An 18,382-nucleotide genomic window follows, 5' to 3' on the forward strand; every position below is an offset into this window, starting at 1 on the left:
ATGTCGCCCCGCGCCGCGCCTGATATCATGCAGCCTGCCGCAACGCTTCCGCCACACTGGCGGAGAGCGGCGTGGTCGGGCGGCCGATCAGGCGCGACAAGGCGCGCCCGTCATCGAACAGCGCACCCTCTGCCGCCTTAGCGTCGTAGCTCGCGAAAGCCTCTGCCATCGCGGCAGGCAGCCCCGCGCCGGTCAGGGCGCCGGCGTAATCGGCCTCCGGCATGTCGATATAGGGAATGCTGCGCCCCGACTGGCGGGACAGCTCGGCCGCGAGGTCGGCCAGCGTATAGGCTTCGTCGCCGGCCAGTTCATAGATCTGCCCTTGGTGGCCGCTTTCGGTCAGCACCACGGCCGCCGCCTCGGCATAATCCTGCCGCGCCGCCGAAGAAATGCGCCCCTCGCCCGCGCTGCCGATGAAGGCGCCATGCGCCAGCGCCGGGGGCACGGAGGCCATGTAGTTTTCGGTGTACCAGCCATTGCGTAGGATCGTGTGGGGGAGGCCGGAATCCCGCAGCGCCGCTTCCGTCGCCAGATGCTCGGCCGCCAGGGACAGGGCCGAGCGGTCGGCATGGAGTAGGCTCGTATAGACGATATGGCCGACGCCGGCCGCCTCGGCCGCCGCGATCACCGCGCGATGCTGCGCCTCGCGCTGGCCAACCTCGCTGGAGGAAATCAGCAGCAGCGTGGACACGCCCGCCAGCGCCGGGGCCAGCGTCGCCGGGTCGCTGTAGTCGAAGCGGCGCGCCTCGATGCCGGCCTCTGTCAGCTTCTCGGGCGAGCGCGCGAGGGCGAGCACCGTCTGGTTCGGGCGGCGGGCGGCGAGGTCTTGAAGGACGAGACGTCCGAGCGCGCCGGTGGCGCCGGTGATGGCAATGCTCACGATCAATCTCCTTGCTGGATCGATCGCCAAGACCTAAACAGGATGCTTACGAAAGATAAGTACGCACAAAAAGGTTCGTATGGAAATTTCCTCCGAGGTCGGCTCCACCCTGTCCGACAGGATCAGGCGCGGCGATGTCTTGGCCGCCGCCTGCCCGTCCCGCGCGGTGCTCCGTCATCTCACCAGCCAATGGGGCGTTCTGATTCTGATCGTTCTGGAAGAAGGTACGTTCCGGTTTAGCACCCTGCGCCGCCGGATCGACGGGGTGAGCGAGCGGATGCTGGCCCAGACCCTAAAGGCGCTGGAAGGCGACGGCCTGGTGCGCCGCACGTCCTTCGACACGGTGCCCCCGCATGTCGAATATTCGCTGACGGATCTGGGCCGTCAGGCCGCCCGGCGCGTTCGCGATCTGGTGGATTGGGTGGAAACCAGTCTGCCCGCGATCCTCGACGCGCGGGATGAGGCGGGTCGGCGAAGCGCCTAGCGCGCGCCCCACGTATCCGTCAGGCGATAGCCTTCCGGCCAGGGGTCGGCGGGGTCGAGCATGTGCTGGTGGATGCCGGTGATCCAGCCGCGCCCGGAAATCTCCGGCCGGATGGCGGGTCGGCCGCCCACTTGTGCCGGACCCAGAATGCGGCCCGTGAAGGTCGAGCCGATCAGCGACACGGCGGTGAGGCTATCCGCTTCCGTCATTTCTCCCCGCGCGTGGAGCACGGCCATGCGCGCCGAGAGCGCGGTGCCGGTGGGCGAGCGATCCACCTTGCCGGGTCGGATGGCGACCGCCGCGCCCGCGCGCAGGCCCTCCGCCGTCCGCTCCACGCGCCCGGCAAAGAGGCAGAAGGAGAAATGCCGCCAGTCCGGGTTCTCCGGGTGGTGGAAGCCAAGCTGCTCGTCGGCAGCCTTTGTGATGCGCACGCCGAGCCGCGCGATCTCATGCGCCTCCTCGGGCACCAGCTTGAAACCCAGGGCCTCGGCATCCACGATCACGAAACTGTCGCCGCCATAGGCGGTATCGACGCGGAGGGGCCCAACGCCCGGCACGTCGAGCGAAGCGTCCAGCTTGTCGGCGAAGCTCGGCAGATTTTCCACGAAGATGCGCTGCGCCCTGCCGTCCCGGCATTCGGCGCGCACCGGCACGAGCCCGCCCGGCGCTTCCAGAGTGAGCCGGGTTTCGGGCTCGGTCATGGGAATGATGCCGCCGTCGAGCAGCACAGTCGCCACGCAGATCGAGTTGGAACCCGACATGGGCGGCGTGTCCTCCGGCTCCATGATGATGAAGGCCGCGTCCGCCTTCGGGTTCTTCGGGGGAACGAGCAGGTTCACATGGCGGAAGACGCCGCCGCGCGGCTCGTTCAGCACGAAATTGCGCAAGCTGTTGTCGCTGGCGATGAAGCGGCTCTGCGCCCAGAGCGTGTCGCCCGGCGGGGGGGCGACGCCGCCGACGATCACGTCGCCGACCTCTCCTTCGGCATGGGCCGAGATGACGTGAACCGTCTTGATGCTGCGCATCGTGTATTCCTCCTCAGCCGAGCCAGACCGGCAGGCGCGGCAGGGCACGGCCCGTCAGCGCGGCTTCGACGCAATCCTCCAGCGTGCCGAGCCGCACCGTGCAGCCCGAGAGACCCGGCCCGTAATGGGCGTATTTGCCGGAATCCGTCAGCACCACCTTGGCCCGCTCGGGAAAGACCGGCCGCGAGATCGAGCACCAGCAGAGATCGGGCAGGACCTCGACGCCGCTCGATGCGAGCCGCGCCAGCGTGCCGTCCGCACGGGCGGCCGCGATCGTGTCGCGCCCGGCCGTGACGATCACCGACACGCCGTCCGCGCGATGTCGCCCGTCCAGCGCCTCGGCGAGGGCGCGGCATTCCGCGAGCGAGGCATGAGGGCTGCCGAGGGCGACGAGATCGATTTTCGCCGGGCCGCCGTTCAGGCGCTCCCAGGCTGTCGCCAGATCGGCGCGGGTGATGGTGACGTGATCGGCCTCGGGCAGCGCCGTGCCGGCGGCCTCGGGCGTCACGCCTTCCACATGCAGCATCGGCGCGGCCGAGGTTGTGCCGAAGGCCGCGCAAAGCGCCTTCAGATCATCCGGCGTCGGCGCGAGCGCGGCGAGGCCTGTCAGGAGCGGAATGCGATCGGGCGAGGCGAGCCCCGCGAGATAGCCGACCACGGGCCAGAAGGCTCCGTTTGCCCCATCCGGCGCTTCGATATGAAGCACACGGCGAGCGCGGCGATGCTCCCCGAGATAGACACCCGAGAGCGGCGCGCGGCCGGTCAGCGCGATGCAGAGGTCGAGAAAGTCCGGGTGCTTGGCCGTGCGCGCACCGAGCACCGAGTTGGCATAGATCACGGCGTTGGATTCCGACCAGCCGATGGCTTCGCCCTTCTCCGGCGCGTCGGGGAGCAGATAGGGCGCGCAGGTGAAGCTCGCTCTGGCACCCATGCGCACATAGGCGTCGGCGAGGCGCGCGGCGGGCGAGCCGAAGGCATCGGGCACGCCCTGCCGCTGCCAGTTCTCGCGGTCCACCGAAATGGCGTTCATCGTGGTGGGGATGGCGACGCGCGCGCCGAGCGCTTCCATCTTTTCGGCAAAGGTCAGGTTGGCGGGGCTGGCATAGATGCAGCCATCGATATGGGCGCGCGAGACATTCGTGAGCGCCTCGGCCCCCTGCTGGCGCGCCACCGCGCAAAGGATGCGCATGGCCTGCCGCGCCGCCTCACCCCGCTCGCCGGCCAAGCAGGATCGGTCATGGTCGCTGAGGGTGAGGTCCGTGGCGGACAGAGGCTCGACCGCAAGGCGAAGCCCCTCGGCCTCGATGCCCTCCGGCCCGAGCCGCGCGCACGGGGTTTGTGCCAGAGCCGCGAAATCGGCCTCGGACAGGCGGAACACCGGTAGCGATCGGCCGAACAGTTCGCCGGCCACCAGCGCGCCCAGCGTCAGCACGTCCTCCGGCCCGGAAAACACCAGCGCCGCCGGGGCGCGCCCTTCCAGCACGAGATCGAGAAGCACGCCGGAGCCGGTGCAGGAGCCCCGGCTGGTCGGCATCATCAGGACCGCGCCAGACACTGAGGCGCCATGGGCGGGATGATGGACGTCGATGATGCGGCCCGTCGCCGGGTCCACCCCGCCCCAGAAGCTCAAAGGCTCGGAGAGCGCCAGGATCGGGCCGTCCGCCCGGCCGTCCAGGATGGCGAGGGCCGCGCCGCTCATTTCACCACGAAGCCATGCGCGAACGGATCGCGATCGTCGATGAAGATCGTGTTGATGCCCGTCTGGCGCGCCCAACCGGCGATGGAGGGGATGATGGCCGGACGGTTCGCCACGCTCACCGCCGCCTCGACGCGGCCCTTGAAGAGCGAGCCGATGATGGATTCGTGGACGAACTCGTCGCCGACCTGAAGCTTGCCCTTGGCCGCCAGCTGCGCCATGCGGGCCGAGGTGCCGGTGCCGCACGGTGAGCGGTCGATCGCCTTTTCACCGTAGAACACGGCGTTGCGCGCATGCGCGCCCTCGACCGTCGGCACGCCCGTCCACTGGATATGGCTGAGGCCCTGGATCTCCGGGTGCTCGGGATGGACGAACTCATACTTGGCATTGAGCGCGGCGCGGAGCTTGGGCGAGAAGCCGACCAGCTCGCCGGCCGTAAAATCGGCCATGTCCCGGAAATTCTTCTGCGGCTCGACGATGGCGTAGAAATTGCCGCCATAGGCGACATCCACCACGATCTCGCCCAGCCCCTCGACCTCGGCCGTGAGCCCTTCAGCATAGAGAAAGCCCGGCACGTTGGTGAGGCGCACTTCTTCCACGAAGCGGCCTTCCTGGCGGTAGGTGATATCCACCTTGCCGGCGGGCGCGTCGATGGAGAGCTTGCCGGGCTCGCGCGGCTGGATCAGCCCGTTCTCGATCGCCATGGTGATCGTGCCGATCGTGCCATGGCCGCACATGGGCAGGCACCCGGACGTCTCGATGAAGAGCACGGCGACGTCGCAATCGGGCCGCGTCGGCGGGTAGAGGATCGAGCCCGACATCATGTCGTGGCCGCGTGGCTCGAACATCAGCCCGGTGCGAATCCAGTCGAACTCGGCCAGGAAATGCGCGCGCTTCTCCAGCATGGTCTCGCCATTGAGAAGCGGACCGCCGCCCGACACGAGGCGGACGGGATTGCCGCAGGTGTGACCGTCGAGACAGGAAAACGTATGGTTGGCCATGGGCCGGACCTCAATCGATAATGTGTCGGGCGCGCCGCGCGCGGATCAAAAGCGTTGCGGCGAAAAGGGTGTCGGATCGATGGCGGACGGACGCCCCGAGACGAGATCGGCCACCAGCCGCGCCGTGCCGGCCGACTGGGTGAGGCCGAGATGGCCGTGGCCGAAGGCGTAGGTAACGTGCCGCGAAGCGCGCGCCGGGCCGATGGCGGGCAGCGAGTCCGGCAGTGACGGGCGGAAGCCCATCCATTGCTGTCCGCCCTCCGTCTGCAAGCCGGGCAGGAACTGCTTGGCCTTGGCGAGCATGGATTCGGAGCGCTTGAAGTTCGGCGGCAGCGACAGGCCGCCGAGTTCCACCGCGCCGCCGACGCGCACGCCGGAGGACAGGCGCGTGACGACGAAGCCATGGCCGCCGAAGGTGATTTGCGTGCGCAGATCGAACGCGCCGGCGGGCAGCGTCGTGTTGTAGCCGCGCTCGGTTTCGAGCGGAATGCGCTCGCCGAGCGTCTGCGCGATGCGATGCGAGAAGGCCCCGGCCGCGACCACCACATGGCCGGCGCGCCGGGAGCCGCCTTCGGTCTCGATCGCGACGCCAGCCGCGTCGGGTTTCAGCGCCGAAACGCTCGCGCGCTCGATCACGCCGCCGCCCGCCCGAAACCGTTCGGCCAGCGCCAGCACGTAGTCCTTGGGATCGGCGATGGAAAACCAGCCGGGCGTGAATGTGCCGTGGGTGAAGCGCTGTGACAGGCCGGGTTGGATCGCCGCCATCTCGGCGGCATTCATATGCCGGAATTCGATGCCGTGCCGCGCCCGCGCAGCCCAGCCGGGCTGCGAGGCATCCAGTTCGGCTTGGGATTCATAGACCTGAAGGTTGCCTTCCTTGCGCAGCATCCCCAGCGTGCCCGTCGCCTCCAGGAAGGGCTCCAGCTCGGCCTTGGAGAGATCCATCAGCGCGGTCTGCGCCGCCGTCGCGGCCTCCACGCGGTCCGGCTGGCAGGCGCGCCAGAAGCGCAGCATCCAGGGCGTAATCTCCAGCGCATAGCGCGGCGGCACGCTGAGCGGCCCCAGCGGGTCGAGCAGCCAGCGCGGGGCCTTCTTCAGGATGCCGGGCGAGGCAAGCGGCAGAATGTCGGTGAAGGCGAAGGCACCTGCATTGCCGGCCGAAGCGCCGGCCGCCGGCCCCTCGCGGTCGAGAACGGTGACGCTGAGGCCCCGCGCTTGAAGCGCCAGCGCGATCGACAGGCCGATGACGCCCGCGCCGATGACCGCGACATCCGGCTGGGCGGAAGGGGATGAGGTCATGTCAGTGCGTCGCCGCCAGGAAGGTCTGCGTTTCCGGGTTCTTCGGCGCGCCGAACAGCTCTTCGGGCGGGGCGATTTCGGCCATGACGCCCTTGTGGAAGAAGGCGACGCGATCCGACACTTCGCGCGCGAACTTCATCTCGTGCGTCACGCAGATCATGGTCATGCCTTCGGAGGCGAGCATGCGCAGCGTATCGAGCACCTCGCCGACCAGCATCGGGTCGAGCGCCGAGGTCACCTCGTCGAAGAGCATATATTCCGGGCTCATGGCGAGGGCGCGGGCGATCGCCATGCGCTGCTGCTGGCCGCCCGAGAGACGGCCGGGATAGACCTTGAGCTTGTCGCCCAGGCCGACATGGCCGAGCTGCTTGACCGCAATGGCCTCGGCCTCGGCCTTGGAGAGGCCCAGAACCTTGCGCGGCGCGAGCATGACGTTCTCGATGACGGTGAGATGCGGAAAGGCGTTCCATTGCTGAAACACGATGCCGACCTTCTGGCGCAGCTTGTCGAGATTGGTGCTCTTGGCGTGGACCTCGGTGCCGTCGATATGGATGGAGCCGGAATCGATCGGCTCCAGCCCGTTGATGCAGGTGAGAAGCGTCGACTTGCCCGAACCCGAGCCGCCGATGATCGTCAGCACCTCACCCTTGGCGACGGTGAGGTCGATGCCCTTCAGCACCTCCAGCGGGCCGAAGGATTTGCGCACGTTCCGGATCTCAATCATGGGGAGACCAGCGCCTTTCGAGATAGGCCCCGAGCCGAGCGACCGGGAAGCTCAGGAGGAAGTAGATGAGACCGCAGATCATGAGGATGAACAGCGGTTCCTGAAGGCGGGTGACGAGGATCTGCGAGGCGCGCAGAAGCTCGATCAGGCCGAGCCAGAGCACCAGCGCCGAATCCTTCATGACGCCGAGCGTCAGCCCGATCCAGGAGGGCAGCGCGACGCGGGTGGCCAGCGGCGCGACGATATAGCGAAGGTCCTGGCCCCAGGTCATGCCGAGCGAGCGCGCCGCGCGGCGCGTGGTGGGCGGCACGGCTGCCATGGCTCCGCGCACGATCTCGGTGCAATAGGCCGCCGCATAAAGCGAGAGCACGACGCAGGAGGTGGTGAAGGGCGGCCAGCCGAGCTTGGCGATGGACTGGAAGGCGTTGGCCAGCACGAGCTGGATCAGGAGCGGCACGGAGCGGAAGATGTCGAGGACGAAGGTCAGCGGCGCGAACCAGATGGCTCCCAGCTGAAAACGCAGGACGCCGAACAGGATGCCGAGCAGCGTGCCCGCCGTGACGGCGACGCCGGTGACGGCCAGCGTCATGCCCGCGCCTTGGGCGAGAAAAATGAGGTCGTTGAGGGTCAGAGCCGTATCGAACATGGCGCGACCCTCAGGACCGGAACAGGCGCCAAGCGACGAGGCGCGCGGCGAGCGTCACGGCCTTGGCGATGACGTAATAGATGACGGCGGCGATGGCGAAGAACTCGAAGGTGCGGAAGGAGCGCGCGTTCAGCTCCTGCGTGATGCCGGCGAGATCGGTGTTCATGCCGACGGTGACACCGAGCGAGGTCATGAGAATGGCCCAGACCATCTGGTTGGTGATCGGCAGAAAGGCGATGCGCAGCATCTGCGGCAGGACGATGAAGCGGAAGGCCTGAAGCGAACTCATGCCCAGCGAGCGCCCGGCGCGGGCCTGCGTCTCGGGGATCGCCTTCAGCGCGCCGCGAAAATTCTCGGCGAGATAGCCGGCATTGTTGAAGGCGATGCCGGCGAGCAGCGAGAGATAGGGGCTGAGATGGATGCCGAAGGCCCCGAGGCCGAAATGCGCCATGTAGATTTGGAAGAGCGCGGGCGTGTTGCGCGCCACTTCCACCCAGGTCGTCGCGAAGCCCTTGAGGATGCGGCTGTCGGAGCGGCGAAACAGGGTCAGCAGAATGGCGAAGGCGAGGCCGATCGCCATGGACAGGAGCGCCACCTGAAGCGTGACGAGCGCGCCGTCCAGCATCTGCGGCAGGGCCTTGAGGGCCTGATTCCATCGAAACGAATAGTTGAACATGGCCGTCGCGCCCTCGGGAAAAAGCCGGCGGCGCGAGGGGGAGGCCCCCACGCGCCGCCGGGCAGAGGCAAGAGCTTAGCGATAAACGCCGGGCACGGTCAGGCTCGGAGCCTCGCCGCCGACCCACTTCTCGTAGAGTTCCTTGTAGCGGCCGGTGCGAACCTGCTGATTGATGAAGAGGTTCAGGTAGTTGATCATGCCGTATTCTTCGCGGTTGGTGAAGAGCGCGACATAGTCGATGTCGAAGGGCGCCTTGCCGACCACCGAGATGCCGGGAAAATTGCCGGTCTTCACATTGGCCTGCGCCACCGTGGAGGTGGAAACGGTCGCGTCGAGCTGGCCCTGGCTCAGCGCCAGGAAGACGTCGGCCTGTGTCTGATAGGGGCGGAACGTGCCCGTGCCCCATTCCTTCACCTGCTTTTCCAGCGCGATGGCCTCGTAGGTGCCGGCGGTCGCGCCGACGGTCTTGCCCTTCATGTCCTCGAAGGACTTGACGCCCGACTTGTCGTTGGCGGTCACAGCCATCTCGAAGGCGAAATAGGGAATGGTCATGCCGACCGTCTTGGCACGCTCCAGCGTGTCGGAGGTCGAGGCGACGCCGACATCGACGCGGCCCGACATCAGCGCGGGAATGCGCTCTGGGAACGGGGTCTCGACGATCTCGGCGGTGACGCCGAGGGCTTTTGCCAGATCGTTGCAGTAATCGACGTCGAAGCCGACCGGGTTATTGGCCGCATCGCGCGAGCCCATGGGTGGGAAGTCGAGAACCACCGCGCAGCGCAGCGTGCCCGAACCGATGATGTCGTCCAGCTTGTCGGCCTTGGCCGCGCCAGCGAAGGCAGTGGCAGCCAAGAGGCTGAGTACGATGGCCTTGGTCTTCATGCGCTGTCCCCTTGTTGTGTCGGCCTCAGGCGCTGCGGATCGCCGGCCCCCGAATGAGGACATCAAACAGAAAATACAACAAGTGTGCAAGACCCCTTCCCTGCTCGAATTTTTTGCACTTGCGAAGGGAAGCGGCAGGATCGGTTCTTGTGCAGTGCACGGGAGGCGAAAGCTCCCGTTTTCGATATTCTTGCTGTATGCAAAATTATCCGCCGGCCCCATGTCCGGCCTCAGACGCCAAGGATCGGCCCATGACCGCCAGCCTAGACGCCCTGTCCGTCCCTGCGCTTCTCGCCCGCGTCGAGGCGATCTTTCGCAAGGGCGGCTTGAACGCCGTGCAGGCCGGCGCGCTGTCGCGCGTCATCGTGGCCGGCGAGCGCGACGCCTGCAAGTCGCACGGCATCTACCGGATCGAGGGCGCGCTGCGCACGGTCAAGGCCGGCAAGGTGCAGGCGGATGCCGTACCCGAACTCATGCCCGACGATGGCTCGACGATCCTTCGGGTCAACGCCAAGGGGGGCTTCGCCAACCCGGCCTTCGAACTCGGCCTGCCGCATCTGGCCGAACGGGCGCGAAGGCTCGGGATCGCCGCGCTGGTGATCAACGATTGCACGCATTTTTCCGCGCTCTGGCCGGAGGTGGAGGCGGTCGCGGCCCATGGGCTCGCCGCGCTGGCGCTCTGCCCGAGCTATGCCACCGTCGCGCCGACGGGCGGCAAGGAGCCGCTGCTCGGCACCAATCCCCTCGCCTTCGGCTGGCCGCGCCGGGACGCCGAGCCCTATGTCTTCGACTTCGCGACCTCGGTGGCGGCGCGCGGTGAGATCGAGCTGAAGCGGCGCGCCGGCGAAACGCTGCCCGAGGGCTGGGCGCTCGACGCCGCCGGCCAGCCGACGCGCGACCCCGAAGCGGCGCTCGCCGGCGCGATGCTGACCTTCGGCGGACACAAGGGCTCGGCCATCTCCACCATGATCGAGCTTCTGGCCGGCATCATGATCGGCGATCTGACCAGCCTCGAATCGCTGCGCCAGCTCGGCTCCACCAATCTCTCGCCCAGCCATGGCGAGCTGATCCTCGCCTTCTCGCCGGAACGCTTCGCAGCGGGTCGCGAGGGCGATCCCTTCGCGCGGGCCGAAACGCTGTTCGAGGCGATCGTCGGCCAGGGCGCGCGCCTGCCCTCGCAGCGCCGCTTCGCCGCGCGCGCCGTGTCGGAGCGGGACGGCATCACGCTCTCATCCAGCGAACGCGCCCAGCTCGACCGGCTCGAAGCCGAAGGGCTCGACGCCGTGGCGCTCTGAGGCAAACGCAAGCGAAACACAAAAGGGCGGGCCTCCTGCGAGACCCGCCCTTTTGAATTCAGGGTGCAGCGGCGATCAGGCCGCGAGGCCTTCGCGCTTCGACCAGTCGGCATACCAGGTGTCGAAGAGCTTCAGCTGCGCTTCGACATAGCCGCGCTGGCTTTCGCTGAGTTCGTCGCTCTCGTTGAAGTGGAGCGTGTATTCGGCAAAGCCCTTCAGCACCATCATGTGCTTGAAGTAGAGAACGAGGTCCGGGCCTTCGTCGAAGGAGGAGAGGACGGCGAGCGCCTCTTCCAGCTCCTTGGCCTGCCGGCGGGCGAGCGCGTCGCCGGTGGCCGCCTTCTGGGCGAGGGTGCAGAGCTGGATGACTTCCTTCGGCAGCACATTGCCGATGCCGGTGATCGCGCCCGTCGCGCCGCAATTGATGAAGCCATGGGTCACGGCCGTGTCGACGCCGATCATCAGCGAGACGCCATCGTCGCGGCTGGTGATCGTCTCGGCGGCGTAGCGCATGTCGGCCGGGCCGCCGAACTCCTTGAAGCCGACGAGATTGGAATGCTCGGCGCGCAAGGCGAAGAAGAGATCGGCGCGGGTCGCAAAGCCATAATAGGGGCTGTTGTAGATGACCGCCGGCAGATCCGGCGCGGCCGCGAGGATGGCCTTGAAATGCGCGCGCTGGGCCGGGATCACCGAGCCGCGCGAGAGAACGCGCGGGATCACCATGAGCCCTTTGGCGCCGACCTTCTGCGCATGGGCGGCATGGGCGACGGCCGAAGCGGTGTTGACCGCGCCGGTGCCCACGATCACCGGAATGCCGGCGGCGGTCAGGCGCGCGACGCCTTCCATGCGCTGCTCGTCGGTGAGGAGCGGCCAGTCGCCCATGGAGCCGCAATAGACCACGGCGGACATGCCGGCCGCGATCAGCTCCTGACCCTTGCGCACCAGCGCGTCATAGTCGGGCGTGCGGTCGGCCTTGCAGGGCGTCATCAGGGCGGGAATGACGCCGGAAAAGATCTGAGCCTTCACCTGTAAACTCCTCGTGGGACCCCAGCGGTGAGCTTCAAGCCATCGTTCCCGCCGTTCTCATCGAACTATCGCGCATTGCATTTTATTTGTCGACAAGATTTTGATGGGTTGCGCAGTCCCCGAAAGCAAAAAGGCCGCCCCGCAGAACGAGACGGCCTTTGCCCTCCAGCGGGACTCATATCGGTCGGCGACAGACGCGCGTCCTCGCATTCCGCCAACCGAAGAACACTGTTCCTCGCGCCGGGTCGCGGCGTCACAGTTCCATCGACAACATCACCAGATCGTCCCGGATCTCCTGCCCGTTCACCAGGCGGGTGCGCATCCCCTGCACCAGACGGTGGTCGGTGCGAAAGCCCATCTTCTGGTAGAAGCGGGCGGCGGTCTGGGTTCCCAGATGGACGGCGTGGACCCCGTCCCGTTTCAGGAACCGCAGAAGCTCGCCCGCCAGCATCGTCCCGGTGCCCTTGGCCGCATGAGATGCGGTCGTCAACGTCGAGAGATAGGCGTAGCGCCGCCCGTCCCGTTCGTGAACCGAGCCGCATGCGCCGCCGAGCAACGTGCCGGCGTCGTCTTTCAAGGTGAGAACGAAGGTCGGCCGGATTTTCTCGTCCGCTTCGTTCACCGCCTCGACATAGAGCGTTCGCAGCCCTTCGGGCAGTTCGTCGGGGCCCAGCAGGAAAGCGCACGTGCCGTCCGGCCCGGCTGGCATATCGATCGGCAAAACCCGATAGCCTGCAGCCTCCAACGAGGACGTAACAATGCCGCCGTAGGTCGTCAGGATAACGATCCGCCGGGCGGGCACGCCGTCCTGCGCCATGGCATCGGCCTGCCGCGCGACATGGCCTGCCGCATCCCGCAGAAACCCGTTCGCCGACAGGTCGGTCAGGTCGGGATAGTGGATGGTGACGGAGGAATGAACGCCGAACTCGGCCTCGCGCTGAAGGAACAGGGCGAAGAGATCGGACGCGGCCTCATCCAGAGCCTGCCGGGACGCGCCGGGAGCGGCGAGTGCATCCAACCGCGTTCCATGCCCGCAGGCGGCTTGTTGATGACCTCCCATCGAAATTCCGGCTGTCGCCCCCCGGTGTCGCATTCGATGGCAATATCATCAAATCCCCGCCGGCTTCCAGGAGACGGCTTCCGCCGTGGAACCCGATGGCATGTCGCCTTCGAACTCGGCTGAGGACGCAAGCCACGACCGCTCCCGCCCCCCTCGGTCTCGAAGGGGCGATCCGCTCAAAGTGCGATGTCGAGCTGGCCGCCGCGCGAGAACAGCGTCTGCACCTGACGCACGATCTGCTCGGCGTGGATGCGGGCGAGGCGGTCGGCCCCGTCCTGATCGCGCGCGGCGATCTTGAGGATGATCTCCTCGTGCTCGTCCACGAACTGCTGTGGCAGGCGGTCTTCATAGGAATTGTAGTAGATGCGCAGGATGCGCCGCCCCTCGTCCAGGATGCGGTTGAACAGGCCGAGGAAATAGGGGTTTCGCCCCGCTTCCGCGATGGCGGAATGGAAGGCGGCGTTGGTGGCGATCATGGCCAGCGCGTCCTGATCGGCCACCGCGCGGGCGAACTCGGCCTGCCGCGCGCGGATCGGCTCCAGATCTTCGGGCCGGTGATGCTCGGCGGCGAGCCGCGTGGTGACGCGGTACATCAGCACCAACGCATCGAAGAACGTGTGCAGGTTCAGAAAGTCGATATGGGCGACAACAGCCGAACGGTTCGGCAGCGTGTGCACCAGCCCCTCGCCCGACAGGCGCACCAGGGCCTCGCGGATCGGCGTGCGCGACATGCCGAAGCGCTCGGCCAGTTGCACCTCGTCGATCGGGCTCCCCGGCGGCAGGACGAGGTCGAGGATCTCGTCGCGCAGGAGGTCATAGACCATTTTCACGCCGGAGCCGCGCTTGCGCTCGGGCGCGGGCGTGTCGGCTGGCTCGCTCATGACAGGTCCTCGTGTGGCGGGTCGCTTCGGGCGGCTCCCCGCCGAACCGGCGCGCAAGGCCCATTCCGCGATAGCCGCTTCGGCGCCTGCATACAAACCTTATCCAATGGATGAAAGAAAGTCCCAGGTGCGTCGTCAGCCCGTCCGCCGCCGGCCTGCGCAGAAAATGTCAATCGCGCAGCGCCCGGCGCAGCACCTTGCCGACGCCGCTCTTGGGCAGTTCGTCGCGGAACTCGATCTCGCGCGGGCGCTTGTAGCCGGTCAGGTTCTCGCGGCAATATTGCTTCACGGCCTCGGCGCTCAGGCCCTCGTCGGAGCGAACGAGGAAGAGCTTCACCGCCTCGCCCGAATTCTCGTCGGGCACGCCGACCACGGCCGCCTCCGCCACGCCCGGCATCCGCGTCACCACATCCTCGATCTCGTTGGGATAGACGTTGAAGCCCGAAACGTTGATCATGTCCTTCTTGCGATCCACGATGCGGATTGCGCCCGTCTCGTCCATGATGCCGATGTCGCCGGACTTGAACCACCCGCCGGGTGCGAAGGCGCGGCGCGTGTCCTCCGGGCGGTTCCAGTAGCCGATCATGACCTGCGGCCCGCGAATGGCGATCTCGCCGGCCTCGCCCGGCAGCAGATGCGTCTCGTCGTCCGACAGGATGGAGAACTCGGTGGACGGCAGCGGATAGCCGATCGTGCCCGTATAGTCCCGACTGGTCACGATGTTGCAGGCGGCGGACGGCGAGGTTTCCGACAGGCCATAGCCCTCACAGATCGTCTTGCCCGTCAGGGCCAGCCATTTTTCCGCCGTCGCCCTCTGCACGGCCATGCCGCCGCCGAGCGACATGACCATATGGCTCCAATCGACGCTGGCGGCGTCCTTGTGCCGGGCGATCGCGCCGAACAGCGTGTTGACGGCGGGAAAGAGATGAAACGGCCCGCTTTTGAGCGTCTTGATGACGGCGGGAATATCACGTGGATTGGGGATCAGGAGATTGCAGCCGCCCTGGCGCAGCGACAGCATCATGTTCACGGTGAAGCCGAAAATATGATAGATCGGCAGCGCGCAGACGGTCACCACCTGATCGCTCGAGGGCACGAGGCGCGTCGCCGGCCGGTTCCAGAGTTCGGACTGGAGCACGTTGGAGACGATGTTGCGGTTGGTCAGCACCGCGCCCTTGGCGACCCCCGTCGTGCCACCGGTATATTGCAGGATCGCCGGCTCCTCGGCCGTGCGCCGGATGGGCATGAAGCGCCCGCCCGCGCCCTGGCTCAACGCTTGGCGCCAGCGAACCGCGCCCGGCAAGCGATAGGCCGGCACGGCGCGCTTGACGTAGCGCAGCACGAAATTGACGAGATGCCCCTTCAACCCCGGCAGCATGTCGCCGACTGAAGTCACCACCACATGCTCCAGCGCGGGCACCTCGGCGCGGCACTGCTCCAGCGTATGGGCCATGTTTTCGAGCACGACGATCGCCCGAGCGCCCGAATCGTTCAGCTGATGGGCCAGTTCGCGCGGGGTATAGAGCGGGTTGGTGTTGACCACGACCAGACCCGCCCGCAGCGCGCCCGCTACGGCCACGGGATACTGGAAGATATTGGGCATCATCAGCGAAATGCGATCGCCGGGCTGAAGGCCGAGGCCCTGAAGATAGGCCGCAAAGCGCGTGGAGGCGCGGTCGAGGTCGGAATAGGTGAGATCGACGCCCATGAGGCGGAAGGCGGGACGCCCGGCGAAATTGCGGAACGCCTCGTTCAGGAGATCGGCCAGCGTCTCATAGGGCACGGGGCCGAGCTCCGCCGGCATACCCTCGGGATAACGCGCCAGCCATGGCTTGTTCATATCCGCCTCCTCCCATGCCCCGTTCCGTCTCTCGTCTTCTCCCAAAGACATAAGGCGGGGCAAGCGCGAACAGACTACTCTTCCGTAAACGTCAATGTCATCTCCTTTTCTCGTGATATGGCTTCCTTCCTTCTGCCGCTTCGCACTGGAAAGCGCGCGCGAAACGCGGGACAAGAGAGAAGGAGACCCGGCGCGGTGCCGTCATGGCCCGGCGGGGATGCGAGCCCATAGGCGGGCACGAACAGGACTGAAGAGACGCCGATGACCAGCAATCATATCGGACCCCGGATCGAGGCGATCGCCGGCGAGATCGAACCCGCCCTCATCGACATCCGCCGCGACCTGCACGCCCATCCCGAACTCGCCCACGAGGAAGTGCGCACCAGCGGCGTGGTGGTGCGCGAGCTCGCGCGCATCGGCGTGCCCCATCGCACCAAGGTCGGCGGCACGGGTGTCATGGCGACGATCGACACCGGCCGCCCCGGCCCGACCGTGCTCCTGCGCGCCGACATGGACGCGCTTCCGATCCAGGAACAGACCGGCCTGCCCTATGCCTCGACCATTCCCGGCAAGATGCATGCCTGCGGACACGATCTCCACACCGCGACGCTGATCGGCGTCGCCGAAGTGCTCCAGCGCATCGCGCCCGATCTCTCGGGGCGCATCGAGCTGATGTTTCAGCCGGCCGAGGAAGTGTCGGATAGTGGCGCGGCGAAGATGATGCGCGACGGCGCGCTGGAGGGCGTCGATCTGGCGCTCGGCTTCCACAATTACCCCGGCGAGCCCGTCGGCCGCTTTTCCTTCGTGCCGGGCGTCGCGGGCGGCTCGTCGGACGAGTTCATCATCACCGTCTCGGGCCGCTCCGGCCACGCCGCGCGCCCGCATCTGACCGCCGATCCGATCGTGGGCGCCGCGACGCTGGTCCTGCAACTCCAGACCATCGTCTCGCGCGAGATGAACCCGATGCGCCCGATCGTCCTCACCATCGGCGTCATCGAGGGCGGGCTCGCGCCCAACATCATTCCCGACGCCGTGCGCCTGCGCGGCACGGTGCGCACCCATCTGGACGCCGACCGCACGGCCATGGAAGCCGCGATCCGCCGCCATTGCGAGGGCGTCTCCACCTCCTTGCGCGTCGAATGCCGGCTCGACTGGGAGCGCGGCACGCCGCCGCTTGTCAGCGACGAGCGCGTGATGCGCGCCACGATGCGCGCGGTGGAGAATCATTTCGGCCGCGAGGCGCTTCTGGAAGCCAGTCCCTCGCTCGGCGCGGAGGATTTTGCGCTGATCGGCGAGAAGGTGCCCGCCTTCCAGCTCGGTATCGGCTCCATGACGCCCGGCCGCCGGGATGAGCTTCACAATTCGGACTATCAGCCGGACGAGCGCGCCATCCGCAACGGCGTCGTCGCCCTGTCGCTCGCCGCCTGCGAGTTGCTGAGCCCCAGCGTCTGACTAAGAGTGCCTAACAAAACCTCCGGGCGGAGGCTGGTCGAGGGATTTTCGTCAGTCCGCGCGGAGCGAAGCGCAGTCGATGCCGGCGGCATCGGCGAGCATTCGGGACAAAGCGGCTGACGAAAAGACCCGACAAGCCGACCCCGCGAGGTATTGTTAGGCGCTCTAAAGGGAGGTTCCCATGCCCGTCTATGCCCTCGACGATCTCACGCCCCGCCTCCCCGCGCCCGACCGCCTCTTCATCGCGCCCGATGCGCATGTGATCGGGGACGTCACGCTGGGCGAGGATGTCGGCATCTGGTTCGGCGCGGTGCTGCGCGGCGATCGGGACACGATCACGGTCGGCGCGCGCACCAATATCCAGGAAGGCGCGATGCTCCATGTCGATCCCGGCTTCCCGCTCACGATCGGCGCGGGCTGCACGATCGGCCATCACGCCATCGTGCATGGCTGCACGATCGGCGACAACACGCTGATCGGCATGGGCGCGACGGTGCTGAACGGCGCGCGCATCGGCCCCAACTGCCTCGTCGGCGCGGGCGCGCTGGTGACGGAAGGCAAGGAATTCCCCGAAGGCTCTCTCATCATCGGCGCCCCGGCGAAAGCCGTGCGCCTTCTGGACGAGGCGACGCTCAAAGGCCTCAAGCGCTCGGCCGAAACCTATGTCGAAAACGCCCGACGCTTTCGCGGGGGGTTGCGGGTGGTCGAGGGGTTTTGAGGGCGGGGCGCGCGGGCAACCACCGCCCTGCGCTGAACGCCGCTCGGGCCTCTGCGTAGCGCTGCGATGATGTGGGGGTGCGGGCGACTGATCTTGAAAGAGCCATCCAAGGCCGGCCCGCGATCCATCACCCCCAAAGCAACCGCCGCATCAGCCTGCCGGGACTCGGCTCGAAACAGCGCCGGGAGAGGCCGGCGATAGAGGCCCCCTCTTATCCAGCTTGCAGCGCGGCAGACGCCTGCCATCAGCGCAAAAAGGCAGCCAAGCGGCCAGCCGATACCATCCGGCTGGGCTGGCCACTCTACGCTTCCGACATTGCGCGTATGATCTCATACTCCAACGCAAAGGCCGGATCATTTGCAACGGTGCGAATGGAGACCATTCATTGCCTTTGAGCCTGTCGCCTCCAGCCCCCAAACCCAGCCGTCACCGAGCGTGCTACGCCGCCAGAATCTGCGCGGGATAGCCGGCCTTGGTCAGTGCGCTCACCAGCGCTTCGCCTTCCGCCTGCGTCGTCACATCCGCTGTGCCGCCCGGACGGTCCACCTGTACCTGTGCGCCGGGGTCGAGGCGCTGGATGGTGCGGGTCACCGCGCGGGCGCAGCCCTCGCAGGTCATGTCGTCGATCCGCAGCTTCATGATCCGTCTCCTTGAGGCCTGTCGATAGGGGCGGGAATTTTCCATGACATGGGGCTGCGCGGCCGGGCTTGGCAAGGCCGGTCTGTTTTCGACAGGGCCCGGCCTTGACCTTCCCGCGCGGGAGGCTTTCATTTGAGGAAGGCAGCGCTTTTTGAGAG

Annotated in this window: 18 protein-coding genes; 4 read left to right on the forward strand and 14 right to left on the reverse strand. The window is 67.1% G+C overall.

Features of this window, described 5'->3' with window-relative positions:
- Positions 1 to 25 precede the first annotated feature (25 nt).
- On the reverse strand, positions 26 to 886 hold the full coding sequence (locus tag NS365_RS03370; RefSeq protein ID WP_082684390.1) for an SDR family oxidoreductase: 861 nt from the start codon (positions 884 to 886) through the stop codon (positions 26 to 28).
- A gap of 73 nt (positions 887 to 959) precedes the next feature.
- Between NS365_RS03370 and NS365_RS03375 the strand changes: the two genes are divergently transcribed.
- Positions 960 to 1,364 carry a winged helix-turn-helix transcriptional regulator gene (locus tag NS365_RS03375; protein ID WP_058598863.1) on the forward strand — a complete coding sequence of 135 codons (405 nt, stop codon included), beginning with the start codon at positions 960 to 962 and terminating at the stop codon, positions 1,362 to 1,364.
- Here NS365_RS03375 and NS365_RS03380 read toward each other — a convergent pair.
- The 8 genes from NS365_RS03380 to NS365_RS03415 form a co-directional block, all read right to left on the reverse strand.
- The gene (locus NS365_RS03380; RefSeq protein WP_058598864.1) at positions 1,361 to 2,389 is read right to left on the reverse strand and encodes a trans-3-hydroxy-L-proline dehydratase; all 1,029 of its coding nucleotides are present in this window, start codon (positions 2,387 to 2,389) and stop codon (positions 1,361 to 1,363) included. The two genes, NS365_RS03375 and NS365_RS03380, sit on opposite strands and share 4 nt — an antisense overlap.
- Positions 2,390 to 2,402: 13 nt before the next feature.
- Positions 2,403 to 4,088, reverse strand: a complete 1,686-nt coding sequence (locus tag NS365_RS03385; protein ID WP_058598865.1) for an aconitase X — start codon at positions 4,086 to 4,088, stop codon at positions 2,403 to 2,405.
- Entirely contained in the window at positions 4,085 to 5,086 is a 1,002-nt protein-coding gene (locus NS365_RS03390) for a 4-hydroxyproline epimerase (protein ID WP_058598866.1), read from the reverse strand. The genes NS365_RS03385 and NS365_RS03390 overlap by 4 nt, the downstream gene beginning before the upstream one ends.
- A gap of 45 nt (positions 5,087 to 5,131) precedes the next feature.
- Positions 5,132 to 6,385, reverse strand: coding sequence for an NAD(P)/FAD-dependent oxidoreductase (locus tag NS365_RS03395; RefSeq protein WP_058598867.1), 1,254 nt, complete (start codon positions 6,383 to 6,385; stop codon positions 5,132 to 5,134).
- 1 nt (position 6,386) lies between these two features.
- Positions 6,387 to 7,109: an amino acid ABC transporter ATP-binding protein gene (locus NS365_RS03400; protein WP_019994681.1), complete on the reverse strand. Its 723-nt coding sequence runs from the start codon at positions 7,107 to 7,109 to the stop codon at positions 6,387 to 6,389.
- Positions 7,102 to 7,755, reverse strand: a complete 654-nt coding sequence (locus NS365_RS03405; protein ID WP_058598868.1) for an amino acid ABC transporter permease — start codon at positions 7,753 to 7,755, stop codon at positions 7,102 to 7,104. The genes NS365_RS03400 and NS365_RS03405 overlap by 8 nt, the downstream gene beginning before the upstream one ends.
- A 10-nt stretch (positions 7,756 to 7,765) precedes the next feature.
- Positions 7,766 to 8,431: an amino acid ABC transporter permease gene (locus NS365_RS03410; RefSeq protein WP_058598869.1), complete on the reverse strand. Its 666-nt coding sequence runs from the start codon at positions 8,429 to 8,431 to the stop codon at positions 7,766 to 7,768.
- Positions 8,432 to 8,506: 75 nt separating this feature from the next.
- Positions 8,507 to 9,313, reverse strand: coding sequence for a transporter substrate-binding domain-containing protein (locus NS365_RS03415; RefSeq protein WP_058598870.1), 807 nt, complete (start codon positions 9,311 to 9,313; stop codon positions 8,507 to 8,509).
- Between the two features lie 251 nt (positions 9,314 to 9,564).
- On the opposite strand from NS365_RS03415, the gene NS365_RS03420 reads away from it, so the two are divergent.
- Entirely contained in the window at positions 9,565 to 10,608 is a 1,044-nt protein-coding gene (locus NS365_RS03420) for an Ldh family oxidoreductase (protein WP_058598871.1), read from the forward strand.
- A 75-nt stretch (positions 10,609 to 10,683) separates the two neighbouring features.
- Here NS365_RS03420 and NS365_RS03425 read toward each other — a convergent pair whose 3' ends face one another.
- From NS365_RS03425 to NS365_RS03440, 4 genes are all read right to left on the reverse strand, one after another.
- Complete coding sequence (locus tag NS365_RS03425) at positions 10,684 to 11,634, reverse strand: dihydrodipicolinate synthase family protein (RefSeq protein WP_058598872.1); 951 nt, start codon at positions 11,632 to 11,634, stop codon at positions 10,684 to 10,686.
- Between the two features lie 253 nt (positions 11,635 to 11,887).
- Positions 11,888 to 12,652, reverse strand: coding sequence for a GNAT family N-acetyltransferase (locus NS365_RS03430; protein WP_058598873.1), 765 nt, complete (start codon positions 12,650 to 12,652; stop codon positions 11,888 to 11,890).
- Between the two features lie 218 nt (positions 12,653 to 12,870).
- Complete coding sequence (locus NS365_RS03435) at positions 12,871 to 13,575, reverse strand: GntR family transcriptional regulator (RefSeq protein ID WP_058598874.1); 705 nt, start codon at positions 13,573 to 13,575, stop codon at positions 12,871 to 12,873.
- Between the two features lie 169 nt (positions 13,576 to 13,744).
- On the reverse strand, positions 13,745 to 15,415 hold the full coding sequence (locus tag NS365_RS03440) for an AMP-binding protein (protein ID WP_058598875.1): 1,671 nt from the start codon (positions 15,413 to 15,415) through the stop codon (positions 13,745 to 13,747).
- Between the two features lie 261 nt (positions 15,416 to 15,676).
- Here NS365_RS03440 and NS365_RS03445 point away from each other — a divergent pair, with 261 nt between their 5' ends.
- Entirely contained in the window at positions 15,677 to 16,867 is a 1,191-nt protein-coding gene (locus NS365_RS03445; protein ID WP_058598876.1) for a M20 metallopeptidase family protein, read from the forward strand.
- Between the two features lie 181 nt (positions 16,868 to 17,048).
- The gene (locus NS365_RS03450; RefSeq protein WP_058598877.1) at positions 17,049 to 17,585 is read left to right on the forward strand and encodes a gamma carbonic anhydrase family protein; all 537 of its coding nucleotides are present in this window, start codon (positions 17,049 to 17,051) and stop codon (positions 17,583 to 17,585) included.
- Positions 17,586 to 18,023: 438 nt separating this feature from the next.
- On the opposite strand, the gene NS365_RS03455 is transcribed toward NS365_RS03450, so the two are convergent.
- Positions 18,024 to 18,224 carry a heavy-metal-associated domain-containing protein gene (locus tag NS365_RS03455; protein WP_244498344.1) on the reverse strand — a complete coding sequence of 67 codons (201 nt, stop codon included), beginning with the start codon at positions 18,222 to 18,224 and terminating at the stop codon, positions 18,024 to 18,026.
- Between the last annotated feature and the right edge of the window lie 158 nt (positions 18,225 to 18,382).

It is taken from the genome of Aureimonas ureilytica, assembly GCF_001475935.1.
GTDB classification, from domain to species: domain Bacteria; phylum Pseudomonadota; class Alphaproteobacteria; order Rhizobiales; family Rhizobiaceae; genus Aureimonas; species Aureimonas ureilytica_A.

What these genes read in the sequence shown, in the direction of transcription:
- NS365_RS03375 (WP_058598863.1), top strand. Translation starts at nt 960, where the DNA reads ATGGAAATTTCCTCCGAGGTCGGCTCCACCCTGTCCGACAGGATCAGG.
- NS365_RS03380 (WP_058598864.1), bottom strand. Translation starts at nt 2,389, where the DNA reads ATGCGCAGCATCAAGACGGTTCACGTCATCTCGGCCCATGCCGAAGGA.
- NS365_RS03385 (WP_058598865.1), bottom strand. Translation starts at nt 4,088, where the DNA reads ATGAGCGGCGCGGCCCTCGCCATCCTGGACGGCCGGGCGGACGGCCCG.
- NS365_RS03390 (WP_058598866.1), bottom strand. Translation starts at nt 5,086, where the DNA reads ATGGCCAACCATACGTTTTCCTGTCTCGACGGTCACACCTGCGGCAAT.
- NS365_RS03395 (WP_058598867.1), bottom strand. Translation starts at nt 6,385, where the DNA reads ATGACCTCATCCCCTTCCGCCCAGCCGGATGTCGCGGTCATCGGCGCG.
- NS365_RS03400 (WP_019994681.1), bottom strand. Translation starts at nt 7,109, where the DNA reads ATGATTGAGATCCGGAACGTGCGCAAATCCTTCGGCCCGCTGGAGGTG.
- NS365_RS03405 (WP_058598868.1), bottom strand. Translation starts at nt 7,755, where the DNA reads ATGTTCGATACGGCTCTGACCCTCAACGACCTCATTTTTCTCGCCCAA.
- NS365_RS03410 (WP_058598869.1), bottom strand. Translation starts at nt 8,431, where the DNA reads ATGTTCAACTATTCGTTTCGATGGAATCAGGCCCTCAAGGCCCTGCCG.
- NS365_RS03415 (WP_058598870.1), bottom strand. Translation starts at nt 9,313, where the DNA reads ATGAAGACCAAGGCCATCGTACTCAGCCTCTTGGCTGCCACTGCCTTC.
- NS365_RS03420 (WP_058598871.1), top strand. Translation starts at nt 9,565, where the DNA reads ATGACCGCCAGCCTAGACGCCCTGTCCGTCCCTGCGCTTCTCGCCCGC.
- NS365_RS03435 (WP_058598874.1), bottom strand. Translation starts at nt 13,575, where the DNA reads ATGAGCGAGCCAGCCGACACGCCCGCGCCCGAGCGCAAGCGCGGCTCC.
- NS365_RS03440 (WP_058598875.1), bottom strand. Translation starts at nt 15,415, where the DNA reads ATGAACAAGCCATGGCTGGCGCGTTATCCCGAGGGTATGCCGGCGGAG.
- NS365_RS03445 (WP_058598876.1), top strand. Translation starts at nt 15,677, where the DNA reads ATGACCAGCAATCATATCGGACCCCGGATCGAGGCGATCGCCGGCGAG.
- NS365_RS03450 (WP_058598877.1), top strand. Translation starts at nt 17,049, where the DNA reads ATGCCCGTCTATGCCCTCGACGATCTCACGCCCCGCCTCCCCGCGCCC.
- NS365_RS03455 (WP_244498344.1), bottom strand. Translation starts at nt 18,224, where the DNA reads ATGAAGCTGCGGATCGACGACATGACCTGCGAGGGCTGCGCCCGCGCG.